The organism is Streptomyces sp. NPDC104313, from assembly GCF_055583985.1.
In genome coordinates, this window is the sequence record NZ_JBVJMW010000001.1 from 278,161 (window position 1) to 297,979 (window position 19,819).

A 19,819-nucleotide genomic window follows, 5' to 3' on the forward strand; every position below is an offset into this window, starting at 1 on the left:
TTCTGTGGCGTACGCGGCAGAGGGCGGGAGGGGGGAAACGTCAAGAACCCGCGCCTCCAGCCCAGTCCTACGATCTCCGCTGCGCGCCGCCGAAACGTCGCCCCCCGGGCTGCTTTCTGATGCCGCGCATACCGCAGGTGGAGTACGCCGCTGTACGCCGAAACTCCCCCCGGTCAGTCCGTCCGGGGACGCACCAGGCCCGATTCATAGGCGATTACCACCAATTGAGCCCGGTCCCTGGCGCCCAGCTTCGCCATCGCCCGGTTCACATGGGTCTTGACGGTGAGCGGGCTGACCGCGAGCCGCTCGGCGATCTGGTCGTTGGAGTGGCCACCCGCGACCAGCACCAGCACCTCGCGTTCGCGGCCGGTGAGGGCCGCCAGCCGCTCCGCGTACTCCGTACTGTCCGGCCCCTCCCCCGAACTGCCGCCCTGGGCCAGGAACGTGGCGATGAGCCCCTTGGTCGCGGCCGGCGAGAGCAGCGCCTCGCCGGCCGCGGCGATCCGGATGGCGTTGAGGAGTTCGTCCGGCTCCGCGCCCTTGCCGAGGAAACCGGAGGCTCCGGCGCGCAGCGACTGGACCACGTACTCGTCGACCTCGAAGGTGGTGAGCATGACCACCCGCACCGCGGACAGCTCCGGGTCGGCGCTGATCATGCGGGTGGCGGCGAGTCCGTCGGTGCCCGGCATCCGGATGTCCATGAGCACCACGTCGGCGCCCGAGGCGCGGGCCAGCTCGACGGCCTGGGCCCCGTCGGCGGCCTCGCCGACCACTTCCATGTCCGGCTCGGAGTCCACCAGCACCCGGAACGCGCTGCGCAGCAGCGCCTGGTCGTCGGCGAGCAGCACCTTGATCGGCGCCCGGGGCCGCGGCTGCGGCACGGCTGCCGGCCACTCCCGCGGTGTGGGCTTCGGTGTCGGCTGGTTCATCGGCGGAGCCCCGTCCCGCCCGCTGTGCCCGGCCGCTCCGGTTCACCCGTACGGGCCTCGACCGGAAGGATCGCATGGACCCGGAATCCGCCACCGTACCGAGGCCCCGCGGTGAGGGCCCCGCCAAGGGCGGTGACGCGTTCGCGCATGCCGACCAGGCCGTGGCCGCCGCCGTCCAGGTCGTCATCGGCTCCGGGCCGCCGGGCGGCGCTCCCCCGGCCGTTGTCGAGCACGGTGACCTCGGCGGTGGTGCCCACCCGTACGACGCTCACCTCGGCCCTGGCCCCGGTGCCCGCGTGTTTGCGGACGTTGGTCAGGGCCTCCTGGATGACCCGGTAGGCGGCCAGGTCGACGGCGGCGGGCAGCTGGGCGCCGTGGTCGGAGCCGGCCACCTCGACAGGGAGCCCGGCGTTGCGGAAGGTGCCGACCAGCTCGCCGAGGACGGCGAGCCCGGGGGCAGGTTCGGTGGGCGCCTCCGGGTCGCCCTGCTGGCGCAGGAGGCCGACGGTGACCCGGAGTTCGTTGAGCGCGGAACGGCTGGCGTCGCGGACGTGGGCGAGTGCTTCCTTGGCCTGGTCCGGGCGCTTGTCCATGACGTGGGCGGCGACCCCGGCCTGGACGTTGACCAGGGCGATGTGGTGGGCGACGACGTCGTGGAGGTCCCGGGCGATCCGCAGCCGCTCCTCGGCGACCCGGCGGCGGGCCTCCTCCTCACGGGTGCGCTCGGCGCGCTCGGCGCGTTCCCGGATGGCGTCGACGAACGCGCGTCTGCTGCGTACGGCGTCTCCGGCGGCCCCGGCCATCCCGGTCCAGGCGAACACGCCGAGGTTCTCCTGGCTGTACCAGGGCGTCGAACCGAAGAACATGGAGGCCGCCGTGAGCGCCCCCATGGTCAGCAGCCCGACCCGCCAGGTGGTGGGGCGGTCGGTGCGCGAGGCGACGGTGTAGAGGGCGACGACCGTGCTCATGACGACCGGGGCGGGCGGGTCCATCAGGATGTACTCGGTGGCCGAGAGGACCCCGGTGGCGGCGAGCACCGCCATCGGACGCCGTCGCCGCTGGACCAGGGCCACGGCGGCGAGGACCATCAGGAGCACGCTGAACGGCTCGGGAGTGCGGGTGCCGAAGGTGGGCCCGTTTCCGGTGCCCGGGCCCGCGAACGAGCCGCCGATCATCGCGACGAGGGAGCCGAGGGCGAGGGTCGCGTCGAGCGCGAGAGGATGGTCCCGAAGCCAGCGGCGGGCGCGCGCGAAGCCGGACGAGAGGGTGGTCACGTCCAGCTACGGTACGCGGCCCCTCCCCGGGTGCGGGAGTCTTCCCCGGGGAGGGCCCGGAGCACCCCGGCCCCGCGTCCGGCGGGCCGGGCGCGGGGCCGGGGTGCAGGGTGCTGGTGCGGCGATCCACGGGCCCGCCAGGGCTGGCCCGTGGGTTCTAGTTGGGGATGAGTCCGCCGTCGCTGAGCATGGCCTGTACACCTTCGAGGGTCGCGTCGGGCGCCGGCAGGATCAGCTCGGACGGCTCCAGGGAGTCGTCCGGCAGCGGAGTGCCGAGCTCGCGCACCTTGTCCAGGAGCGCGTGGAGGGTCGTGCGAAAGCCGGGGCCGTCGCCGCTCTCCATCTCCTTGAGCAGGACGTCGTCGAGCTCGTTCAACTCGACGACGTGACTGTCGGCCAGCTTGACCTGGCCCTCCCCCATGATCCGTACGATCATGACGCTGCCTTACTGCTTGTCGAACTTGTGCGGGGACGACTGCTGCGACTGCGGCGCGCTGTCCTGCTCGCCACCCTCGATGGCCTGCTGCGAGGAGGAGGAGCCGCCGGCCAGCTCGGCCTTCATGCGTTGCAGTTCCAGCTCCACATCGGTGCCGCCGGAGATCCGGTCCAGCTCCGCGGCGATGTCGTCCTTCGCCGTGCCGGTCGGGTCGTCCAGGGCGCCGGAGGCGAGCAGCTCGTCGATGGCGCCGGCCCGCGCCTGGAGCTGCTGCGTCTTGTCCTCGGCCCGCTGGATCGCGAGGCCCACGTCACCCATCTCCTCGGAGATGCCGGTGAAGGCCTCGCCGATCCGGGTCTGGGCCTGGGCCGCCGTGTAGGTGGCCTTGATGGTCTCCTTCTTCGTGCGGAAGGCGTCGACCTTGGCCTGGAGCCGCTGGGCCGCGAGGGTGAGCTTCTCCTCCTCACCCTGCAGCGTCGTGTGCTGCGTCTCCAGGTCGGTGACCTGCTGCTGAAGGGCGGCGCGCCGGGACAGCGCCTCGCGCGCCAGGTCCTCGCGGCCCAGTGCCAGCGCCTTGCGGCCCTGGTCCTCCAGCTTGGACGACTGGCCCTGCAGCTGGTTCAGCTGCAGCTCCAGGCGCTTGCGGGACGTCGCCACATCGGCGACGCCACGGCGCACCTTCTGAAGCAGCTCCAGCTGCTTCTGGTACGAGTAATCGAGGGTCTCGCGCGGATCCTCGGCCCGGTCCAGGGCCTTGTTTGCCTTCGCGCGGAAGATCATCCCCATACGCTTCATGACACCGCTCATGGGCTTCGCGCGCCCCCTTCTGACGGACTGAGCTCCAGCGCTCCCGATAGAACCCACAGTACGGGCCCTGTCTCTATTACCGCACTGTTCGGGCGTCGATGTGCTCCTCCCCAAGGACGACTGCACCCCGTGAACACTCCCGCCCAGGGTGTAGGTGAGGCCCCGGGACATTCTCGTGACGGGCACGGGAACGGGCGGTTGACACCCGTATCGCCCCCTCGGACCCCTGTGGGGACGCGTCCGTTGCCGGATCGTTCCCGCCCGGGTCTCCGGGCCCGCGCGCCGACCCCGTACCCTTGGGTTTTGTGTTCCGTAGCCGCGCCAAGACAGAGAAGGCCCCCACCGACAAGGTGACGGCGGACCTCTCCCAGCAGCCCCGCGACCCGCAGGCTCCCAAGGGTCGCCCCACCCCCAAGCGCAGCGAGGCCCAGACGCAGCGCCGTCGTGCCGCGTCCAGTGCGCCGACCGACCGCAAGGCGGCGATGAAGCGCCAGCGCGAAGCCCGCCGCACCGACCTGGCCCGGCAGCGTGAGGCGCTCGCGTCGGGCGACGAGCGCTACCTCCCGGTCCGCGACAAGGGCCCGGTCAGGCGCTTCGTCCGCGATTACGTGGACTCGCGCTTCTGCGTCGCCGAGTGGTTCCTGCCGCTCGCCGTGATCATCCTGATCCTCAGCGTGATCCAGGTGCAGAACATCCAGAGCATCTCGTTGCTGCTCTGGCTCGGCGTGATCATCCTGATCGTGATCGACTCGATCGGTCTGTCGATGCGCCTGAAGAAGCAGCTGCGTGAGCGCTTCCCGGACACGCCGAAGCGCGGAGCCGTGGCGTACGGCCTGATGCGCACGCTCCAGATGCGCCGACTGCGGCTTCCGAAGCCGCAGGTCAAGCGCGGAGAGCGGCCCTGAGCACGGAGGACTCCGGATTCACCGGGGTCCCCTCGGCGTGGCCGGCAGGTCTCGGCGGCGTACGCGACAGGGTCCGCCAGGAGCTCGTCGCACGGCAACTGGACGAGCAGATAGCCGGGCGTTTCCCGGTGGGTCAGCGACTGCGCGTCCTGGATGTCGGCATGGGCCGGGGCGCCCAGGCGCTGCGCCTGGCGCGGGCCGGTCACTCGGTGACCGGCCTGGAGTCGGACGCCGAGATGCTGGCGGCGGCCCATGAGTCCCTGGCGACCGAGCCGGAGGGCATCCGGGAGCGGGTCAGGCTCATCGAGGGCGACGGCCGGGACACCGGTGTGCACTTCCTGCCCGGCAGTTTCGACGTGGTGCTGTGCCATGGCGTCCTGATGTACGTCGAGGAGCCGGACCCGATGCTGGCCGGGCTCGCCCGGATGCTGGCTCCCGGGGGGCTGCTCTCCCTGCTCGTACGGAACGCGGACGCGCTCGCGATGCGCCCGGGGCTCGCCGGTGACTTCGGCGCGGCGCTGACCGCCTTCGACACCGCCACGTACACCAACCGCCTCGGCCTCACCGTGCGGGCCGACCGGCTCGACGCGCTGCGGGCAACGCTCGCGGGGATCGCCGCGCCGCTGCACGCCTGGTACGGGGTCCGGGTCTTCACGGACAACGTCGACCACGACGTGGAGCGGTCGGCCGAGGAGCTGGAACGGGTCCTGACCCTGGAGGACCGGGCCGGGCGGACCGACCCCTACCGGGGTGTGGCGGCGCTGCTGCATCTGTGCGGCGTGCGCGGCTGACAGCGACGCGGTGGCGGGCCCGTTCGGCCCATCAGCCCGGGCACCCGAACGGTTCGGGCACCAGACTCCGGATATGGACGTATCCCCCTCCCGCAGCCGGGCGCGCAGGCTGCTGCTTCCCTTGTCCGCGGCCGTCTGCGCCATCGCCCTGGCGGGTGGCTGTTCCGGTACGAGTCCGGCGGCCCCGGCCCCCGAAGCCGCTGCGTCGGGTACGGCGCAGGGCTCCGCGAAACGCGCCCCCGACGACCTGCAGAACGCCTATCAGGCCGTCATCAACGACGTGCTGCCCTCGGTGGTGCAGATCGACGCCTCGGACAGTCTCGGTTCCGGGATCGTCTACGACGACAAGGGGCACATCATCACCAACGCCCATGTGGTCGGCAAGGAGAAGAGCTTCAAGGTCAGCGTCGCCACCGGCGAGGGCATGCTCAACGCCTCGCTGGTCTCCTCCTACCCGGAGCAGGACCTGGCCGTGATCAAGCTCGACGAGGTGCCGGACGGGCTGAAGCCCGCGACGTTCGGCGACTCGGGAAAGGTCGAGGTGGGGCAGATCGTGCTGGCGATGGGGTCACCGCTGGGCCTGTCCAGCAGTGTCACCCAGGGCATCGTCTCCGCCCTCGGCCGGACCGTGAGCGAGGGCCGGTCGGGCGGGGGCACGGGCGCGACGATCGCCGACATGGTGCAGACGTCCGCGGCGATCAACCCGGGCAACAGCGGCGGTGCGCTGGTCAACCTGGACAGCCAGGTGATCGGCATCCCGACCCTCGCGGCGACCGACAGCCAGTCGGGTGACAGCGCGGCGCCGGGCATCGGCTTCGCGATTCCCGTCTCGATGGTGAAGACGGTCGCCGACCAGATCATCAAGGACGGCAAGGTCACCGATTCGGGCCGGGCGGCACTGAACATCACGGGCCGCACGGTCGTCGACGACAGCTACCGCCCCGCCGGGGTGGCGCTGGTCAGCGTGGACCGGGGCGGCGCGGCGGACGAGGCGGGGCTGAAGCCCGGGGACACCATCACGGGGATCGGGGACGACAAGGTCACCACGATCACCTCGCTCTCCGAGGCGCTGGCGGGTGACAAGCCGGGCCAGAAGGTGACCGTGACGTACACGCGCGACGGTGACAGCCGGACGGCGGAGGTCACGCTCGGGGAGATCTGAGCCCTCGGGGAGAGCTGGGCTCTCAAAGAAAGCTGAACGCAGACGCCAGGAGGGCGGGCGGTACGGGAGGTCCCCGTACCGCCCGCCCGTCCGCTGCCTGTTTCGGCCCGGGGTCAGGCGCTGTCGGCCCGCAGGCTCATCGGGCCGTAGATCTTGGTGGTGTCCTCGAAGAGCGTCACCTGCGCGGCACCACCCTCCAGGAGCTCCTTCCAGAACTCACCGATCCAGGACTCCGCGTCACCCTGGGTGGTGAACTCCTCCGGCTGTAGCGCCGGCTCCGTCTCCGTACCGTCGGACTTCTCGAACCGCCACGTCCACACCATGCCAGCCTCCCGGGTCACATTGCTTCCCGAAGCGTAGCCGGACGCACCACGGAGGGAAGGCCGCACACCACATGACGTGATCTTGCCGCTCACGCCGTCCGGACGCGCACCTCGCGCGGGGACGCGGGAGGATCAAGGTGTGGAACTGACTCTGCTCGGCACCGGAGCCCCCGACGGGCTGCCGCGCCCCTCCTGCCCCTGCGCGGCCTGCGCCTCTGCCCGCGGCCCGTGGGCGCGGGCCGCGACGGCGCTGCTGGTCGACGACGCGCTCCTGCTGGACCTCACCCCCGGGGCGGTGTTCGCCGCCGCCCGTGCGGGGCATTCGCTGGGCGCGGTCCGGCAGGTGCTGCTGACGCACCCGCACGACGGGCCCGCCGTCGACCTGCCCGCCCTGCTCCCGCCGGCCGGCCGGGTGCCGGACGGCCAGGTCCTGACGCTGATCAGCGGGCACCGGGTCCGGGCGATGCCGATGGACGCCCCGGGGACCGGGTACGAGGTGACCGCCCCGGAGGGTGAGCGGCTGCTGTATCTGCCGCCGGGGGCCGCCCCCTCCGGCCTGCCCGAACGGCTGGACCGGCCCCTGGACATGGTCGTCCTCGATGTGATCGGGCGGCCCGACGCGGTGGCCCGGCTGCGGGCGGCCGGTGCGGTCGGGCCGACCACGGAGGTGATCGCGGTCCATCTGGACCACGACGCCCCGCCGGGCCCGGCGCTGGAGCGGCGGCTGGCGGCGGCCGGTGCGCGGACGGTGCCGGACGGGACGACGCTGGTGGTGGGCGAGTACCACGCGGTACCGGATGTGCCGCGCCGGGTGCTCGTGACGGGGGGCGCGCGGTCGGGGAAGTCGCTGGAGGCGGAGCAGCGCCTGGAGACGTTCCCGGAGGTGGTGTACGTGGCGACCGGCGGCCGTCGCGAAGGGGACCCGGAGTGGGCGGCCCGGATCGGACTGCACCGGGAGCGCAGGCCCGGCGCCTGGCGGACCGAGGAGACCTGCGAGGTCGCGGAGCTGCTGGGGGCGGACGGGCCGCCGCTGCTGATCGACTGCCTGTCGCTGTGGCTGACCGACGCGATGGACCGGGTGGAGGCCTGGGACGACGAGCGGTGGCACGACGGCGGCGGGGCGGCGCTGCGGGAGCGGGTCGTGGAGCTGGTCGCCGCGGTGCGCGGGACCCGGCGGCCGGTGGTGCTGGTGACCAACGAGGTGGGGTCCGGGGTGGTGCCGGCGACATCGGCGGGGCGGCGGTTCCGGGACGAGCTGGGGCGGCTGAACGCGGCGGTGGCGGCCGAGTGCGAGCAGGTGCTGCTGGTGGTGGCGGGGCAGGTGCTGGTACTGCGCGGGTGAGGAGCGTCTGCCGGGAGGCTCCGTGGGCCGCTGGGCCTCCCGCCCCCTCTCTCGCACTCGCTCCCACTCCCGGTTCACGGCGCGGTTCTCGGGGTGGGCCGACCGGTACTGTTCCGGCGGGGGCCCGCCGCCGGGTTCCCGGACCGGACCCGACGTGACGACCCGCGAGGCAGACCTCCGTGAACCTGGACGACTTCTCCGACCTGATCCAACGCCCCGACGGGGGTGTGCGGCGCGATGCCGAGGAGCGGCGCGAGCGGCTGACCGTACCCCCGGGGGCGCTCGGACGGCTCGACGAGCTGGGCGAGTGGCTCAGCGCCGCGCAGCAGTCCGTGCCGGTCAGAGCCGTCGAGCAGCCGCGTCTGGTGCTCTTCGCCGGTGACCACGGGGTGGCGGAACTGGGCGTCTCGGGCCGGCCCGCGGGAACCGCGTACGAGCTGGTGCGGTCCGCCCTCGACGGGGCGAGCCCGGTCTCGGTGCTGGCGCGGAGCTTCTCGGTGCCGATGCGGATCGTGGACGTCTGCCTGGACTGCGATCCGGAGCTGCTGCCCGAGTCCGTGGTGCGGCACCGGGTGCGGCGGGGTTCGGGGCGGATCGATATCGAGGACGCGATCAGCGCGGAGGAGGCCGAGCGGGCGGTCCGCCTGGGTATGGCGATCGCCGACGAGGAGGCGGATTCCGGCACCGATCTGGTGGTGCTCGGCGATCTCAGCGTGGGCGGGACCACGGCCGCCGCCACCCTCGTCGCGGCGCTCTGCGGAACGGACGCCTCGGTGGTGACCGGTCGCGGCGGTGCGGGCATCGACGACCTGGCGTGGATGGTCAAGTGTGCGGCGATCAGGGACGCGCTGCGCCGGGCCCGGCCGGTGCTCGGCGACCAGCTGGAGCTGCTGGCGACATCGGGCGGGGCGGATCTGGCGGCGATGACGGGCTTCCTGTTGCAGAGCGCGGTGCGCCGGATGCCGGTGATCCTGGACGGGGTCGTCTCGGCGGCCTGCGCGCTGGTGGCGCAGCGGGCGGCGTTCCGGGCGCCGGACTGGTGGCTGGCCGGCCAGGTCAGCGGGGAGCCCGCGCAGACGAAGGCGCTGGACCGGATGGCGCTGACCCCGCTGCTGGACCACGGCGTGACGGTGGGCGAGGGCAGCGGCGCGCTGCTGGCCCTGCCGCTGGTGCGGGCGGCGGCGGCGCTGGCCGCCGAACTGCCGGAGCGGGAAACGGAGAAGGCCGTGGACGCGGAGGAGCCGGAGGAGGAGCGGGCCGACGGGACCTCCGGATCCACCGAGGGCGGGGCGAAGGCGCTCGACGCGACCTGAGCGGCGGGGCGGTGGGCCCGGGTGGTGCCGCCACCACCCGCCACCCGCCACCACCGCCACCGCCACCGCCACCGCCACCGCCACCGCCACCGCCCGAATGTCCGTCTTGCGCCATATGATCGCCTCTTATGGAAGAGGCTCGATCGACTGACGGGGTGACCGGGCAGAGCACCGCCCGGTCCCGGCGGAGCGCGACGTTCGCCATCTGGTACCTGCGCGCCGTATCGGCCATCAATTTGCTCAGCGCCGTCTGGGTCAGCCTCGGTCAGGACCTGCGCCGGCACAACACCGAGAACTACTTCACGCCCTACCTGCTCACCGCGGGGTTCTCCTCCGGGGTGGTCGCGCTGTTCCTGGCGGTCACCATGCGGCGGCGCAAGCGGGCCGCCTGGATCGTCAACCTGGTCCTCAGCGGCCTCGTGCTACTGGCCCTCGTCGCCGCCTTCTTCCTCGAGGAGATTCGCCGGCACGCGCAGAACTGGGTCTCGCTCGGGCTGACGGCCGCGTTCGTCGCGGCGCTGCTGCTCGGCCGGCGGGAGTTCTACGCGAAGGGCGACCGCTCCAACCCGAAGCTGGCGACCCTGGTGGCCGTGGTGGGGCTGTTGGTCACCTCGCTGGTCGCGACAGCCCTGGTCACCGTCACCAACACCGCTCACGACGGCTACCGCTCCACGTTCCTCGACCGCTGGCGCTACGGAGCGTTCCGGCTGATCTCCGTGGCCGACAACGACTCCCCCTACCCCGGGATCGCCACGCCCGGCTGGGTCGACGTGGTCATCAACGTCCTGTCCACGCTGCTGCTGATCGCCGTCGTGTACGCCGCGTTCCGTGCCCGCCGGGCGGTCGACCCGCTCTCCCCCGAGGACGAGGCACAGCTGCGCCTCCTGCTCGACAGGCACGGCGACCGGGACTCGCTCGGCTACTTCGCGCTGCGCCGGGAGAAGAGCGCCGTGTGGTCGCCGACCCGCAAGGCCGCCGTCGTCCACCGGGTGGTCGGCGGGGTCTCCCTGGCCTCCGGCGACCCGATCGGCGATCCGGAGGCCTGGCCGGGCGCGATCGCCCCGTGGCTGGCCCAGGCCCGGGAGCACGGCTGGATCCCGGCCGTGACGGGCGCGAGCGAGGAGGCCGGCACGGTGTACGCCCGGTACGGCCTGGACGCGCTGGAGCTGGGCGACGAGGCGATCGTGGAGACCGCGGAGTTCACACTCGAGGGGCGGGCGATGCGCACGGTCCGCCAGGCCCACAACCGCGTGGCGCGCGCGGGGTACGAGGTGGCGATCCGCCGGCACGCGGACATCCCCGAGGACGAGATGGCCGCCTTGGTGCGCCTCGCCGACGTCTGGCGCGACGGAGAGACGGAACGGGGCTTCTCCATGGCGCTCGGACGGCTCGGCGACCCGGCGGACGGGCAGTGCGTGATGCTGGAGTGCCGCGACGCCGGGGAGGGCGGGGCCCCGGGAGAACTGCGCGCGATCCTCAGCTTCGTGCCGTGGGGACCGCACGGCCTCTCGCTGGACCTGATGCGCCGTGACCGGGACGCGGAGAACGGGCTGATGGAGTTCATGGTGATCCAGCTCCTCCAGCGCGCGGACCGGATCGGCATCACGCAGGTGTCACTGAACTTCGCGATGTTCCGGTCCGTCTTCGACCGGGGGTCGCGGCTCGGCGCGGGACCGGTGCTGAGGCTGTGGCGTTCGCTGCTGATCTTCTTCTCGCGCTGGTGGCAGATCGAGTCGCTGTACCGCGCCAACGCCAAGTACCGACCGATCTGGGAGCCCCGCTTCATGCTGTTCGAGAAGAGCGCCGACCTGGCGCGCATCTCCGTCGCGGCGGGTCGCGCCGAGGGGTTCCTGGAGCTGCCGGGACTGCCGAAGCGGCTACGGCGCCCGCGGCCGGACTCCGGTAGGTGAACGGCCCCTCGGCGCTGCGCCGGGCGGCGGTACGCGAGTGGGGTCCGCTGTTCACGACCGTACGGCGGGGGCTCGCCGGACGCGGGCCGCGGGCGCTCGCGCTGACGCTGACCGCGGTGGCGCTGACGGCACTCGTCCAGGTGGTGCAGAACCAGGCGTGGGGCCACCGGCCGGTGGCCGTCCTCGGGTCCGTACGGGCCGAGGACCCGCTCTGGCTCGTCCTCCCGCGTACCCCGCTGTCGCTGTTCGTGCCCGCGCCCGATCTGCCGGTGTGGGGGGCGCTGGCCCAGATCCTGCTGGTGTTCGGCGTCGCGGAGGTGTGCCTGGGGCGGTGGCGCACGCTCGCGGTCGCGTACACCGCGACGCTGGCCGGGACCCTGTACGCGCGGCTCGGCATCATGCTCGGGCCGGAGACGTTCCTCGGGCTGCCCGCCTCCGACGCGCAGGTGATGGACACCGGCCCTTCGGCGGCGGTCGTGGGGCTCACGGTGTACGTCTGCCATCAGCTGCGCGCCTGGTTCACCGGGGCTCTGGTGGTCCTCGCGGTGGTCGTGGAGGTCCTCGTCAAGGACAACATGGCGGGCCGCGAGCATCTGGCCGCCATCGCCGCCGTCCTGGTGGTGTGCGGCGTCCGGGAGTGGCGCGGGCGGCGCGGTGCTCAGGACCTGGGTGCGGGCGGTAGCGGGCCCCGGTCCGGGGCGCCGCCGATGAGGTCCTGAAACCTCCGGCGCGGCCCGGCCCAGCGCACGTCGTGGTGGTAGGCGCGCAGCAGCGCCCCGGAGCGGGCCCGGTGGCGGTGGCGGTAGAAGCGCCTGGCCCAGGGCGAGGTGGGCCGGGCCAGCCGGACCGCGCCGACCAGGGCGACGAACGGGACGAGGGTGCCGAGCAGCGCCATCCGCGTCTTGCCCTTGAACAGGGAGATCAGGACGAAGCAGAAGTTGATCACGTACGTCGTGATGAGGCCGAGCCTGCCCTGCTGTTCCTCGTCGGTGACGTCGTTGACGCCCAGCGGGGAGAATCCCGCCAGGACCAGCAGCACCAGGGAGACGGTCAGCACGACCACCTCCACGCTCTGGCGGCCCTCCTCGGTCCAGTACACATCGTCCAGATGCAGGATCAGGGCGAACTCGTCCAGCACCAGGCCCGCCCCCACTCCGAAGATCACAGCGCAGATCCCGGCGGCCACCCCGTGCTGCCCGCCGGCCACCGCGCCGAACCCGCCGATCACGCAGAGCACGACCCCGGGCACCACGTGGTGGATGTGCATCCCGCCCGGGGTGATGTCACGGAACGGGCCCTTCCCGGCACGGATCATGCGGGTGACGGTGCGGGTGATCGCGAAGGTCAGGACGAAGGCGGCCAGCGCGAGGAGCAGCGGCATCTTGCCCGGCTCCGCGATGTTGTCGTGCCACCAGTGACCCATGCCACCCGCTCCCGACGTATCCCGTTAGTCATGGTTTGCCGCGTTTCGGCCAATCTATCGGTGGGCGTGGGCGGCTAGCCTGCGCGCCGTGACCTCCCTGAACAGCCACGGGCTGCGTTTCGCCTTCGGCACCCTGACCGCGCTCCCCGTCCGCGTGACCCGCTGGGATCGCGCGAGCGCCCGCGCCGGAATGCTCTGCGCCCCGTTCGCCGGACTCGTCGTCGGGCTGCTCGCCGGGGCCCTCGGCTCACTGTCGCTGCTGGCCGGTTCGGGGCCACTGCTCGCGGCGGTGGCCTCCGTCGCGGTGCCCGCCGTCCTCACCCGGGGGCTGCACCTGGACGGCCTGGCGGACACGGCGGACGGCCTCGGCAGCGGGAAGCCGGCCGAGGACGCGCTGCGGATCATGAAGCAGTCCGACATTGGGCCGTTCGGTGTCATCACGCTGCTCCTGGTCCTGCTGGCCCAGGTCGCCGTCCTCTTCGAGCTGTACGGGGAGGGCTGGGCGCACGGGGCTCTCGGAACTGTCGTCGCGGGCGTCGCCGCCCGTCTCGCCCTGACCCTGGCGTCCCGTCAGGGCGTTCCTGCGGCACGGCCGGAGGGGCTCGGGGCGGTGGTGGCGTCCACGGTCCCGGCCGGGCGGGCGCTGCTCGCGACGGTGGTGACGGTGGCGCTGTGCGCGGCGGCGGGCGCACTGCTGGGCCCGTACGGGGCGCTGCACCACGCGCTCGCGGTGCTCGGGGCGCTGGCCGCCGGCGAACTGCTGCTGCGGCACTGCGTACGGCGGTTCGGCGGGGTCACCGGGGACGTCTTCGGGGGCGTCGAGGAGAGCGCGGCGACGGCGGCGCTGGTGGCACTGGCGCTCGGCACCTGACGGCCCGGGAGGCGCCGGGAGGCGCCGGGGGCGCCGTCGTACCGCGCGGAACCGACCCCCTCAGCGGTCCGGAACGGCCCGCCGCCGTCACGGGGCAGGAACCGCGCGCGTAGGCTCATTCCCGGCACATCGTCGGGGCGTCTACGATGCGCCGGGCAGGGTCGGCCCACCCCTCGACCGAACTCGAACTCAACGGAAGCGAGATTTCACCACCGTGACTGCTCTCACTCTCAGCACTGCCGGTGCGGCGACGCTGCGCGCCGACGCACTCGTCGTCGGCGTCGCCAAGGGCACCGGGCCCAAGTCGGGTCTGGTCCTGGCACCGGGCTCCGAGGCCGTGGACAAGGCGTTCGACGGAAAGCTCGCCGCCGTCCTCGCGACCCTGGGTGCCACCGGTGCCGAGGGCGAACTGACCAAGCTGCCCGCCGCGTCCGGCCTCAAGGCCCCGGTCGTCGTCGCGGTCGGTCTCGGTCCGGTCCCGGACAAGGAGGACGGCTACGACGCCGAGGCGCTGCGCCGCGCGGCGGGTACCGCCGCCCGTGCGCTGAACGGCTCCAAGAAGGCCGGCTTCGCCCTGCCCGCCGCCTCCGTCGAGGACGCCGCCGCCGTCGCCGAGGGCGCGCTCCTGGGCGCGTACGCCTTCACCGCCTACCAGGGCGGCGAGAACAAGCTCGCCCCCAAGGACGCGAAGTCCAAGGAAAGTGGCCCGAAACTGCCGCTCGCCGAGGTGGCCCTGCTCGGCGCCAAGCCGCGCGACAAGGCCTACAAGGCGGCCGTGGAGCGCGCCCTGGCCCTGGTCGAGGAGATCAACCGGGCCCGCGACCTGGTCAACACCCCGCCGAACGACCTCTACCCGGAGTCCTTCGCCGCCGTGGCCACCGCCGCGGGCAAGGAGCACGGCATCAAGGTCCAGGTCCTCGACGAGAAGGCCCTCGTCAAGGGCGGCTTCGGCGGCCTCCTCGGCGTCGGCCAGGGCGCCGTGCGCGGCCCGCGCCTGGTGAAGCTCGCCTACACGCACCCGAAGGCGGAGAAGACCCTGGCCCTGGTCGGCAAGGGCATCACCTATGACTCGGGCGGCATCTCGCTCAAGCCGGCCGGCCACAACGAGACGATGAAGTGCGACATGGCCGGCGCCGCCGCCGTGTTCGCCGCCGTCGTCACGGCCGCCCGACTGGGCCTGAAGGTCAACGTCACCGGCTGGCTGGCGCTGGCCGAGAACATGCCCTCCGGCAACGCCACCCGCCCCGGTGACGTGCTGCGCATGTACAGCGGCAAGACCGTCGAGGTCCTCAACACCGACGCCGAGGGCCGGCTCGTCCTGGCCGACGCGCTGACCCGCGCCTCGGAGGAGAAGCCGGACGCGATCGTCGACGTGGCGACCCTGACCGGCGCGATGGTGCTGGCGCTCGGCAACCGCACCTTCGGTGTGATGGCCAACGACGACGCCTTCCGCACCTCGATCCACGAGATCGCCGAGGAGGTCGGCGAGCCCTCCTGGCCGATGCCGCTCCCCGCCGACCTGCGCAAGGGCATGGACTCCCCCACCGCCGACATCGCCAACATGGGCGAGCGGATGGGCGGCGGCCTGGTCGCCGGCCTGTTCCTGCAGGAGTTCGTGGGCGAGGGCATCGCCTGGGCGCACCTGGACATCGCGGGCCCGGCCTTCCACGAGGGCGCGCCGTACGGCTACACGCCCAAGGGCGGCACCGGCTCCGCGGTCCGCACCCTGGTCCGGCTCGCCGAGCGCACCGCCGACGGCGACCTCGGCTGAGTCCCCGCCTTCCGTCGCGTACGGCCCCGGGCACAGGTCCGGGGCCGTACGTGTGCACGGAGTGGAATCGGCGAGGATGAGCGGCACAGGACGGACGAGCGACGAGGGCGAGCGGGTTTCGCTCTCGACGAACACCGGCCGAATCCGTAGGTATCCACGCAGCAGCAACCCTCCGGAACGGGCGATCATCCGTCCCGGACCCGGGCCCCGCGTCCCGCCCACCGTCGACAAGTGCGAAGATGGGTTCTCGGCAGGACAGGGCCCCCACCACAGGGCCGAAGACAGAAGCGGCCGCACACCAGCCGACCGGCCGGTCACACCCCAGCGACGGGGCCCGGCATACGGCGCACATGCATGGAGGACGTGACGTGGCGAACGACGCCAGCACCGTTTTCGACCTAGTGATCCTCGGCGGTGGCAGTGGCGGTTACGCCGCGGCCCTGCGCGGAGCGCAGCTGGGCCTGGACGTCGCCCTGATCGAGAAGGGCAAGGTCGGCGGCACCTGCCTGCACAACGGCTGCATTCCCACGAAGGCACTGCTGCACGCGGGCGAGATCGCGGACCAGGCCCGCGAGTCGGCCCAGTTCGGCGTGAAGGCGACCTTCGAGGGCATCGACATGGAGGCCGTCAACAAGTACAAGGACGAGGTGATCTCGGGCCTGTACAAGGGTCTCCAGGGACTCATCGCCTCGCGCAAGGTCCACTACATCGAGGGTGAGGGCAAGCTCTCCTCCCCCACCTCCGTGGACGTGAACGGCCAGCGTGTCCAGGGCCGTCACGTGCTGCTGGCGACCGGCTCCGTGCCGAAGTCGCTGCCCGGCCTGGAGATCGACGGCAACCGGATCATCTCCTCCGACCACGCGCTGAAGATGGACCGCGTCCCGAAGTCCGCGATCGTGCTGGGCGGCGGCGTCATCGGCGTCGAGTTCGCCTCGGCGTGGAAGTCCTTCGGCACCGAGATCACCATCGTCGAGGGCCTCAAGCACCTCGTCCCGGTCGAGGACGAGAACAGCTCCAAGCTTCTTGAGCGCGCGTTCCGCAAGCGCGGCATCAAGTTCAACCTCGGCACCTTCTTCGACAAGGCCGAGTACACGCAGGACGGCGTCCGCGTGACGCTCGCCGACGGCAAGACCTTCGAGGCGGAGCTGCTGCTCGTCGCCATCGGCCGCGGCCCGGTCTCGCAGGGCCTGGGCTACGAGGAGCAGGGCGTCGCGATGGACCGCGGCTATGTCCTGGTCGACGAGTACATGCGGACCAACGTCCCGACGATCTCGGCCGTGGGCGACCTCGTCCCGACCCTCCAGCTCGCCCACGTCGGCTTCGCCGAGGGCATCCTGGTGGCGGAGCGTCTCGCCGGTCTCAAGACCGTCCCGATCGACTACGACGGTGTGCCCAAGGTGACGTACTGCCACCCCGAGGTCGCCTCCGTCGGCATCACCGAGGCCAAGGCCAAGGAGATCTACGGCGCGGACAAGGTCGTCGCCCTCAAGTACAACCTCGCGGGCAACGGCAAGAGCAAGATCCTGAAGACCGCGGGCGAGATCAAGCTCGTCCAGGTCAAGGACGGTGCCGTGGTCGGCGTCCACATGGTGGGCGACCGCATGGGCGAGCAGGTCGGCGAAGCCCAGCTGATCTACAACTGGGAGGCGCTGCCCTCCGAGGTCGCCCAGCTCATCCACGCACACCCGACGCAGAACGAGGCGATGGGCGAGGCTCACCTGGCGCTGGCCGGCAAGCCTCTCCACGCCCACGACTGATCCCCCGGTCCCGGGCGCGACGACCGACCACTTCCGCAATTTCGTAAGGAGCAACTGAAACCATGTCGGTTTCCGTAACCCTTCCGGCGCTCGGCGAGAGCGTCACCGAGGGCACTGTCACCCGTTGGCTGAAGGCCGAGGGCGAGCGCGTCGAGGCCGACGAGCCGTTGCTCGAGGTCTCGACCGACAAGGTCGACACCGAGATCCCCGCCCCCGTGTCCGGTGTGCTGGCGTCCATCAAGGTCGCCGAGGACGAGACCGTCGAGGTCGGCGCCGAGCTGGCCGTCATCGACGACGGCTCGGGCGCTCCGGCCGAGGCCCCGGCACCCGCCGCCGAGGCACCCGCCGCCCCGGCCGAGGCCCCGGCACCCGCCGCCGAGGCACCCGCCGCCGCTCCGGCTCCCGAGGCAGCGGCTCCGGCCGCGGCCCCGGCCGGTGGCGCGTCCGGCACCGACGTCACCCTTCCGGCGCTCGGCGAGAGCGTCACCGAGGGCACCGTCACCCGCTGGCTCAAGGAGGTCGGCGAGGAGGTGGCCGAGGACGAGCCGCTGCTGGAGGTCTCTACGGACAAGGTCGACACCGAGATCCCCGCCCCGGTCGCCGGTGTGCTGCTGGAGATCGTGGTCGGCGAGGACGAGACCGCCGAGGTCGGCGCGAAGCTCGCCGTCATCGGCGCTCCGGGCGCGGCCCCGGCCGCCGCTCCGGCGCAGCCCGCCGCCCCGGCACAGGAGGCCCCGGCCCCGAAGCAGGAGGCCCCCGCGGCTCCCGCCCCGGCCCCCGCCGCTCCGGCCGCCCCCGCCGCTCCGGCGCCGGCCGCTCCGGTCCAGGCCCCGGCGGCTCCCGCCGCTCCGGCCCCGGCTCCGGCGCAGCCCGCCCCCGTCGCCCCGGCACCGGCCGCCCCGGCCGCGCCCTCCGGTGACGACGGCGCGTACGTCACGCCGCTGGTCCGCAAGCTCGCGTCCGAGAACAACGTGGACCTGAGCGCGGTCAAGGGCACCGGCGTCGGCGGCCGTATCCGCAAGCAGGATGTCGCCGCCGCCGCGGAGGCCGCCAGGGCCGCCGCCGCTGCCCCGGCACCCGCCGCCGCTCCGGCCGCCGTCAAGGCGCCGAAGCTGGAGGCGTCCCCGCTGCGCGGTCAGACGGTCAAGATGACCCGCATGCGCAAGGTCATCGGCGAGAACATGATGAAGGCGCTGCACTCGCAGGCCCAGCTGACCTCGGTCCTCGAGGTCGACATCACCAAGCTGATGAAGCTGCGCAACCAGGCGAAGGCCTCCTTCGCCGCCCGTGAGGGCGTCAAGCTGTCCCCGATGCCGTTCTTCGTGAAGGCGGCGGCCCAGGCGCTGAAGGCCCACCCGGTCGTCAACGCCCGGATCAACGAGGACGAGGGCACCATCACGTACTTCGACTCGGAGAACATCGGCATCGCCGTGGACGCCGAGAAGGGTCTGATGACCCCGGTCATCAAGGGTGCGGGCGACCTGAACATCGCCGGTATCTCCAAGAAGACCGCGGAGCTCGCGGGCAAGGCGCGCGGTGGCGGCCTGACGCCGGACGACATGTCCGGCGCCACCTTCACCATCAGCAACACCGGTTCGCGCGGCGCCCTGTTCGACACGGTCATCGTGCCGCCGAACCAGGCCGCCATCCTGGGCATCGGCGCCACGGTCCGCCGCCCGGTGGTCATCGACCACCCGGACCTCGGCGAGACCATCGCGGTGCGCGACATGACGTACCTCTCGCTCTCCTACGACCACCGTCTGGTGGACGGCGCGGACGCCGCCCGCTACCTGACGTCGGTCAAGGCGATCCTGGAGGCCGGTGAGTTCGAGGTCGAGCTCGGCCTCTGAGCACCCCTGCTGTAACCAGCCTCACCAGCGGCGCCCCTGTCCGGAACTCATCCGGGCGGGGGCGCCGCCGTATTGTCTAAGCACCACCGGCCGCCCGTGCGGTCGTGATGATCGCAGGCAGCACCGGTCTGCCCTGAAGGAGCCCTCCATGACCCCGCCCGTCGTCCACTCGCTGCGCGAACAGATCCGCGAGCACATCGTGGAGGGGATCGTCAGCGGGCGCTGGAAGCCGGGTGAGCGGATCGTGGAGCGCCGTATCGCCACCGAGCTGGAGGTCAGCCAGACGCCCGTGCGCGAGGCGCTGCGCGAGTTGGAGACGCTCCGGCTGATCGAGTCGGCCCCCAACAAGGGGGTCCGCGTCCGCAACCTCACCGCGGCCGATCTGGAGGAGAGCTACCCGGTCCGGGCCGGCCTGGAGCAGATCGCGGCGGAGCTGGCGGCCCCCCGGCTCGGCCTGGACTGCTCGGCGCTGGCCCCGCACGTGGCGGCACTGTACGAGGCGGACCGGCTGGCCGACGGCGAGGCGCAGGTGCGGCACACGGTCGGCTTCCACCGGGAGCTGGTGCGTGCGGCCGGGAACGCGGTGCTGCTGCACACCTGGGAGGGGCTGGGTATCGAGGTGTTCACGGCCCTGTCGATCCGCTGGCTGGGCACGGTGCAGAAGTCGTACGCGGAGGAGCACCAGGCGCTCATCGACGCGTTCCTCGCCGAGGACCCGGGGATCGGCGCCCTGGTGAAGGCGCACGTGCTGGGCTGCGCGCCCCGCGCCTGAGCTCTTCCGCGGGGCTCCGGTCATCTGGCGCCCCACCTGCTCTTCTGTGCAGGTCAGTGCCCCATTTGTGCATTATTTCGCGTCACTCCGTGCCCCCATTCGAGGCACCCCATGCCACTTTTCCTCGTATCGAGAAGTTTTTCCTTCAATCCTTTGATCGATCATCGATCAGCACCTTAGAGT

The 19,819-nt window shown here is 72.3% G+C and carries 18 protein-coding genes; 12 read left to right on the forward strand and 6 right to left on the reverse strand.

Translation table 11 applies throughout. From position 1 onward, the window contains the following. Positions 1-173: 173 nt before the first annotated feature. The 4 genes from ACZ60Q_RS01275 to ACZ60Q_RS01290 form a co-directional block, all read right to left on the reverse strand. Positions 174-929, reverse strand: a complete 756-nt coding sequence (locus tag ACZ60Q_RS01275) for a response regulator (RefSeq protein ID WP_469626616.1) — start codon at positions 927-929, stop codon at positions 174-176. Beyond that, positions 926-2,203, reverse strand: a complete 1,278-nt coding sequence (locus tag ACZ60Q_RS01280) for a sensor histidine kinase (protein ID WP_469626618.1) — start codon at positions 2,201-2,203, stop codon at positions 926-928. The genes ACZ60Q_RS01275 and ACZ60Q_RS01280 overlap by 4 nt, the downstream gene beginning before the upstream one ends. A gap of 157 nt (positions 2,204-2,360) precedes the next feature. Further along, positions 2,361-2,639: a PspA-associated protein PspAA gene (gene pspAA / locus ACZ60Q_RS01285; RefSeq protein ID WP_469626621.1), complete on the reverse strand. Its 279-nt coding sequence runs from the start codon at positions 2,637-2,639 to the stop codon at positions 2,361-2,363. Positions 2,640-2,648: 9 nt separating this feature from the next. Beyond that, positions 2,649-3,434 (reverse strand): PspA/IM30 family protein, encoded by a 786-nt coding sequence (locus ACZ60Q_RS01290; protein WP_469626624.1) that lies wholly within the window; start codon positions 3,432-3,434, stop codon positions 2,649-2,651. A gap of 317 nt (positions 3,435-3,751) precedes the next feature. Here ACZ60Q_RS01290 and ACZ60Q_RS01295 point away from each other — a divergent pair, with 317 nt between their 5' ends. The 3 genes from ACZ60Q_RS01295 (at position 3,752) to ACZ60Q_RS01305 (ending at position 6,304) form a co-directional block, all read left to right on the forward strand. Continuing rightward, on the forward strand, positions 3,752-4,351 hold the full coding sequence (locus ACZ60Q_RS01295) for a DUF3043 domain-containing protein (protein WP_097869394.1): 600 nt from the start codon (positions 3,752-3,754) through the stop codon (positions 4,349-4,351). A 128-nt stretch (positions 4,352-4,479) separates the two neighbouring features. Then, positions 4,480-5,142, forward strand: coding sequence for a class I SAM-dependent methyltransferase (locus tag ACZ60Q_RS01300; protein ID WP_469626626.1), 663 nt, complete (start codon positions 4,480-4,482; stop codon positions 5,140-5,142). 73 nt (positions 5,143-5,215) lie between these two features. Next, positions 5,216-6,304, forward strand: coding sequence for a S1C family serine protease (locus ACZ60Q_RS01305; protein WP_469626629.1), 1,089 nt, complete (start codon positions 5,216-5,218; stop codon positions 6,302-6,304). A 113-nt stretch (positions 6,305-6,417) separates the two neighbouring features. On the opposite strand, the gene ACZ60Q_RS01310 is transcribed toward ACZ60Q_RS01305, so the two are convergent. Further along, the gene (locus tag ACZ60Q_RS01310) at positions 6,418-6,627 is read right to left on the reverse strand and encodes a hypothetical protein (protein WP_469627953.1); all 210 of its coding nucleotides are present in this window, start codon (positions 6,625-6,627) and stop codon (positions 6,418-6,420) included. Positions 6,628-6,766: 139 nt separating this feature from the next. Here ACZ60Q_RS01310 and ACZ60Q_RS01315 point away from each other — a divergent pair, with 139 nt between their 5' ends. The 4 genes from ACZ60Q_RS01315 to ACZ60Q_RS01330 all read left to right on the forward strand — a co-directional run bounded on the left by ACZ60Q_RS01315 (position 6,767) and on the right by ACZ60Q_RS01330 (position 11,911). Beyond that, positions 6,767-7,969 (forward strand): bifunctional adenosylcobinamide kinase/adenosylcobinamide-phosphate guanylyltransferase, encoded by a 1,203-nt coding sequence (locus ACZ60Q_RS01315; RefSeq protein WP_469626631.1) that lies wholly within the window; start codon positions 6,767-6,769, stop codon positions 7,967-7,969. A 179-nt stretch (positions 7,970-8,148) separates the two neighbouring features. Continuing rightward, positions 8,149-9,282, forward strand: coding sequence for a nicotinate-nucleotide--dimethylbenzimidazole phosphoribosyltransferase (cobT, locus tag ACZ60Q_RS01320; protein WP_469626634.1), 1,134 nt, complete (start codon positions 8,149-8,151; stop codon positions 9,280-9,282). 128 nt (positions 9,283-9,410) lie between these two features. Then, the gene (locus ACZ60Q_RS01325) at positions 9,411-11,192 is read left to right on the forward strand and encodes a phosphatidylglycerol lysyltransferase domain-containing protein (RefSeq protein ID WP_469626637.1); all 1,782 of its coding nucleotides are present in this window, start codon (positions 9,411-9,413) and stop codon (positions 11,190-11,192) included. Continuing rightward, positions 11,189-11,911, forward strand: a complete 723-nt coding sequence (locus tag ACZ60Q_RS01330; protein ID WP_469626639.1) for a hypothetical protein — start codon at positions 11,189-11,191, stop codon at positions 11,909-11,911. The genes ACZ60Q_RS01325 and ACZ60Q_RS01330 overlap by 4 nt, the downstream gene beginning before the upstream one ends. On the opposite strand, the gene ACZ60Q_RS01335 is transcribed toward ACZ60Q_RS01330, so the two are convergent. Next, positions 11,851-12,615, reverse strand: coding sequence for a hypothetical protein (locus ACZ60Q_RS01335; RefSeq protein ID WP_469626641.1), 765 nt, complete (start codon positions 12,613-12,615; stop codon positions 11,851-11,853). The genes ACZ60Q_RS01330 and ACZ60Q_RS01335 overlap by 61 nt on opposite strands. A gap of 88 nt (positions 12,616-12,703) precedes the next feature. Between ACZ60Q_RS01335 and ACZ60Q_RS01340 the strand changes: the two genes are divergently transcribed. The 5 genes from ACZ60Q_RS01340 to ACZ60Q_RS01360 all read left to right on the forward strand — a co-directional run bounded on the left by ACZ60Q_RS01340 (position 12,704) and on the right by ACZ60Q_RS01360 (position 19,636). Continuing rightward, positions 12,704-13,486, forward strand: coding sequence for an adenosylcobinamide-GDP ribazoletransferase (locus ACZ60Q_RS01340; RefSeq protein WP_469626643.1), 783 nt, complete (start codon positions 12,704-12,706; stop codon positions 13,484-13,486). Positions 13,487-13,700: 214 nt separating this feature from the next. Continuing rightward, positions 13,701-15,257, forward strand: a complete 1,557-nt coding sequence (locus ACZ60Q_RS01345; protein ID WP_469626644.1) for a leucyl aminopeptidase — start codon at positions 13,701-13,703, stop codon at positions 15,255-15,257. Positions 15,258-15,625: 368 nt separating this feature from the next. After that, positions 15,626-17,014, forward strand: a complete 1,389-nt coding sequence (gene lpdA / locus ACZ60Q_RS01350) for a dihydrolipoyl dehydrogenase (protein WP_469626647.1) — start codon at positions 15,626-15,628, stop codon at positions 17,012-17,014. Between the two features lie 62 nt (positions 17,015-17,076). Further along, positions 17,077-18,864 (forward strand): 2-oxoglutarate dehydrogenase, E2 component, dihydrolipoamide succinyltransferase, encoded by a 1,788-nt coding sequence (gene sucB / locus ACZ60Q_RS01355; RefSeq protein ID WP_469626649.1) that lies wholly within the window; start codon positions 17,077-17,079, stop codon positions 18,862-18,864. A 148-nt stretch (positions 18,865-19,012) separates the two neighbouring features. Further along, positions 19,013-19,636 (forward strand): GntR family transcriptional regulator, encoded by a 624-nt coding sequence (locus ACZ60Q_RS01360; protein ID WP_469626652.1) that lies wholly within the window; start codon positions 19,013-19,015, stop codon positions 19,634-19,636. Positions 19,637-19,819 lie beyond the last annotated feature (183 nt).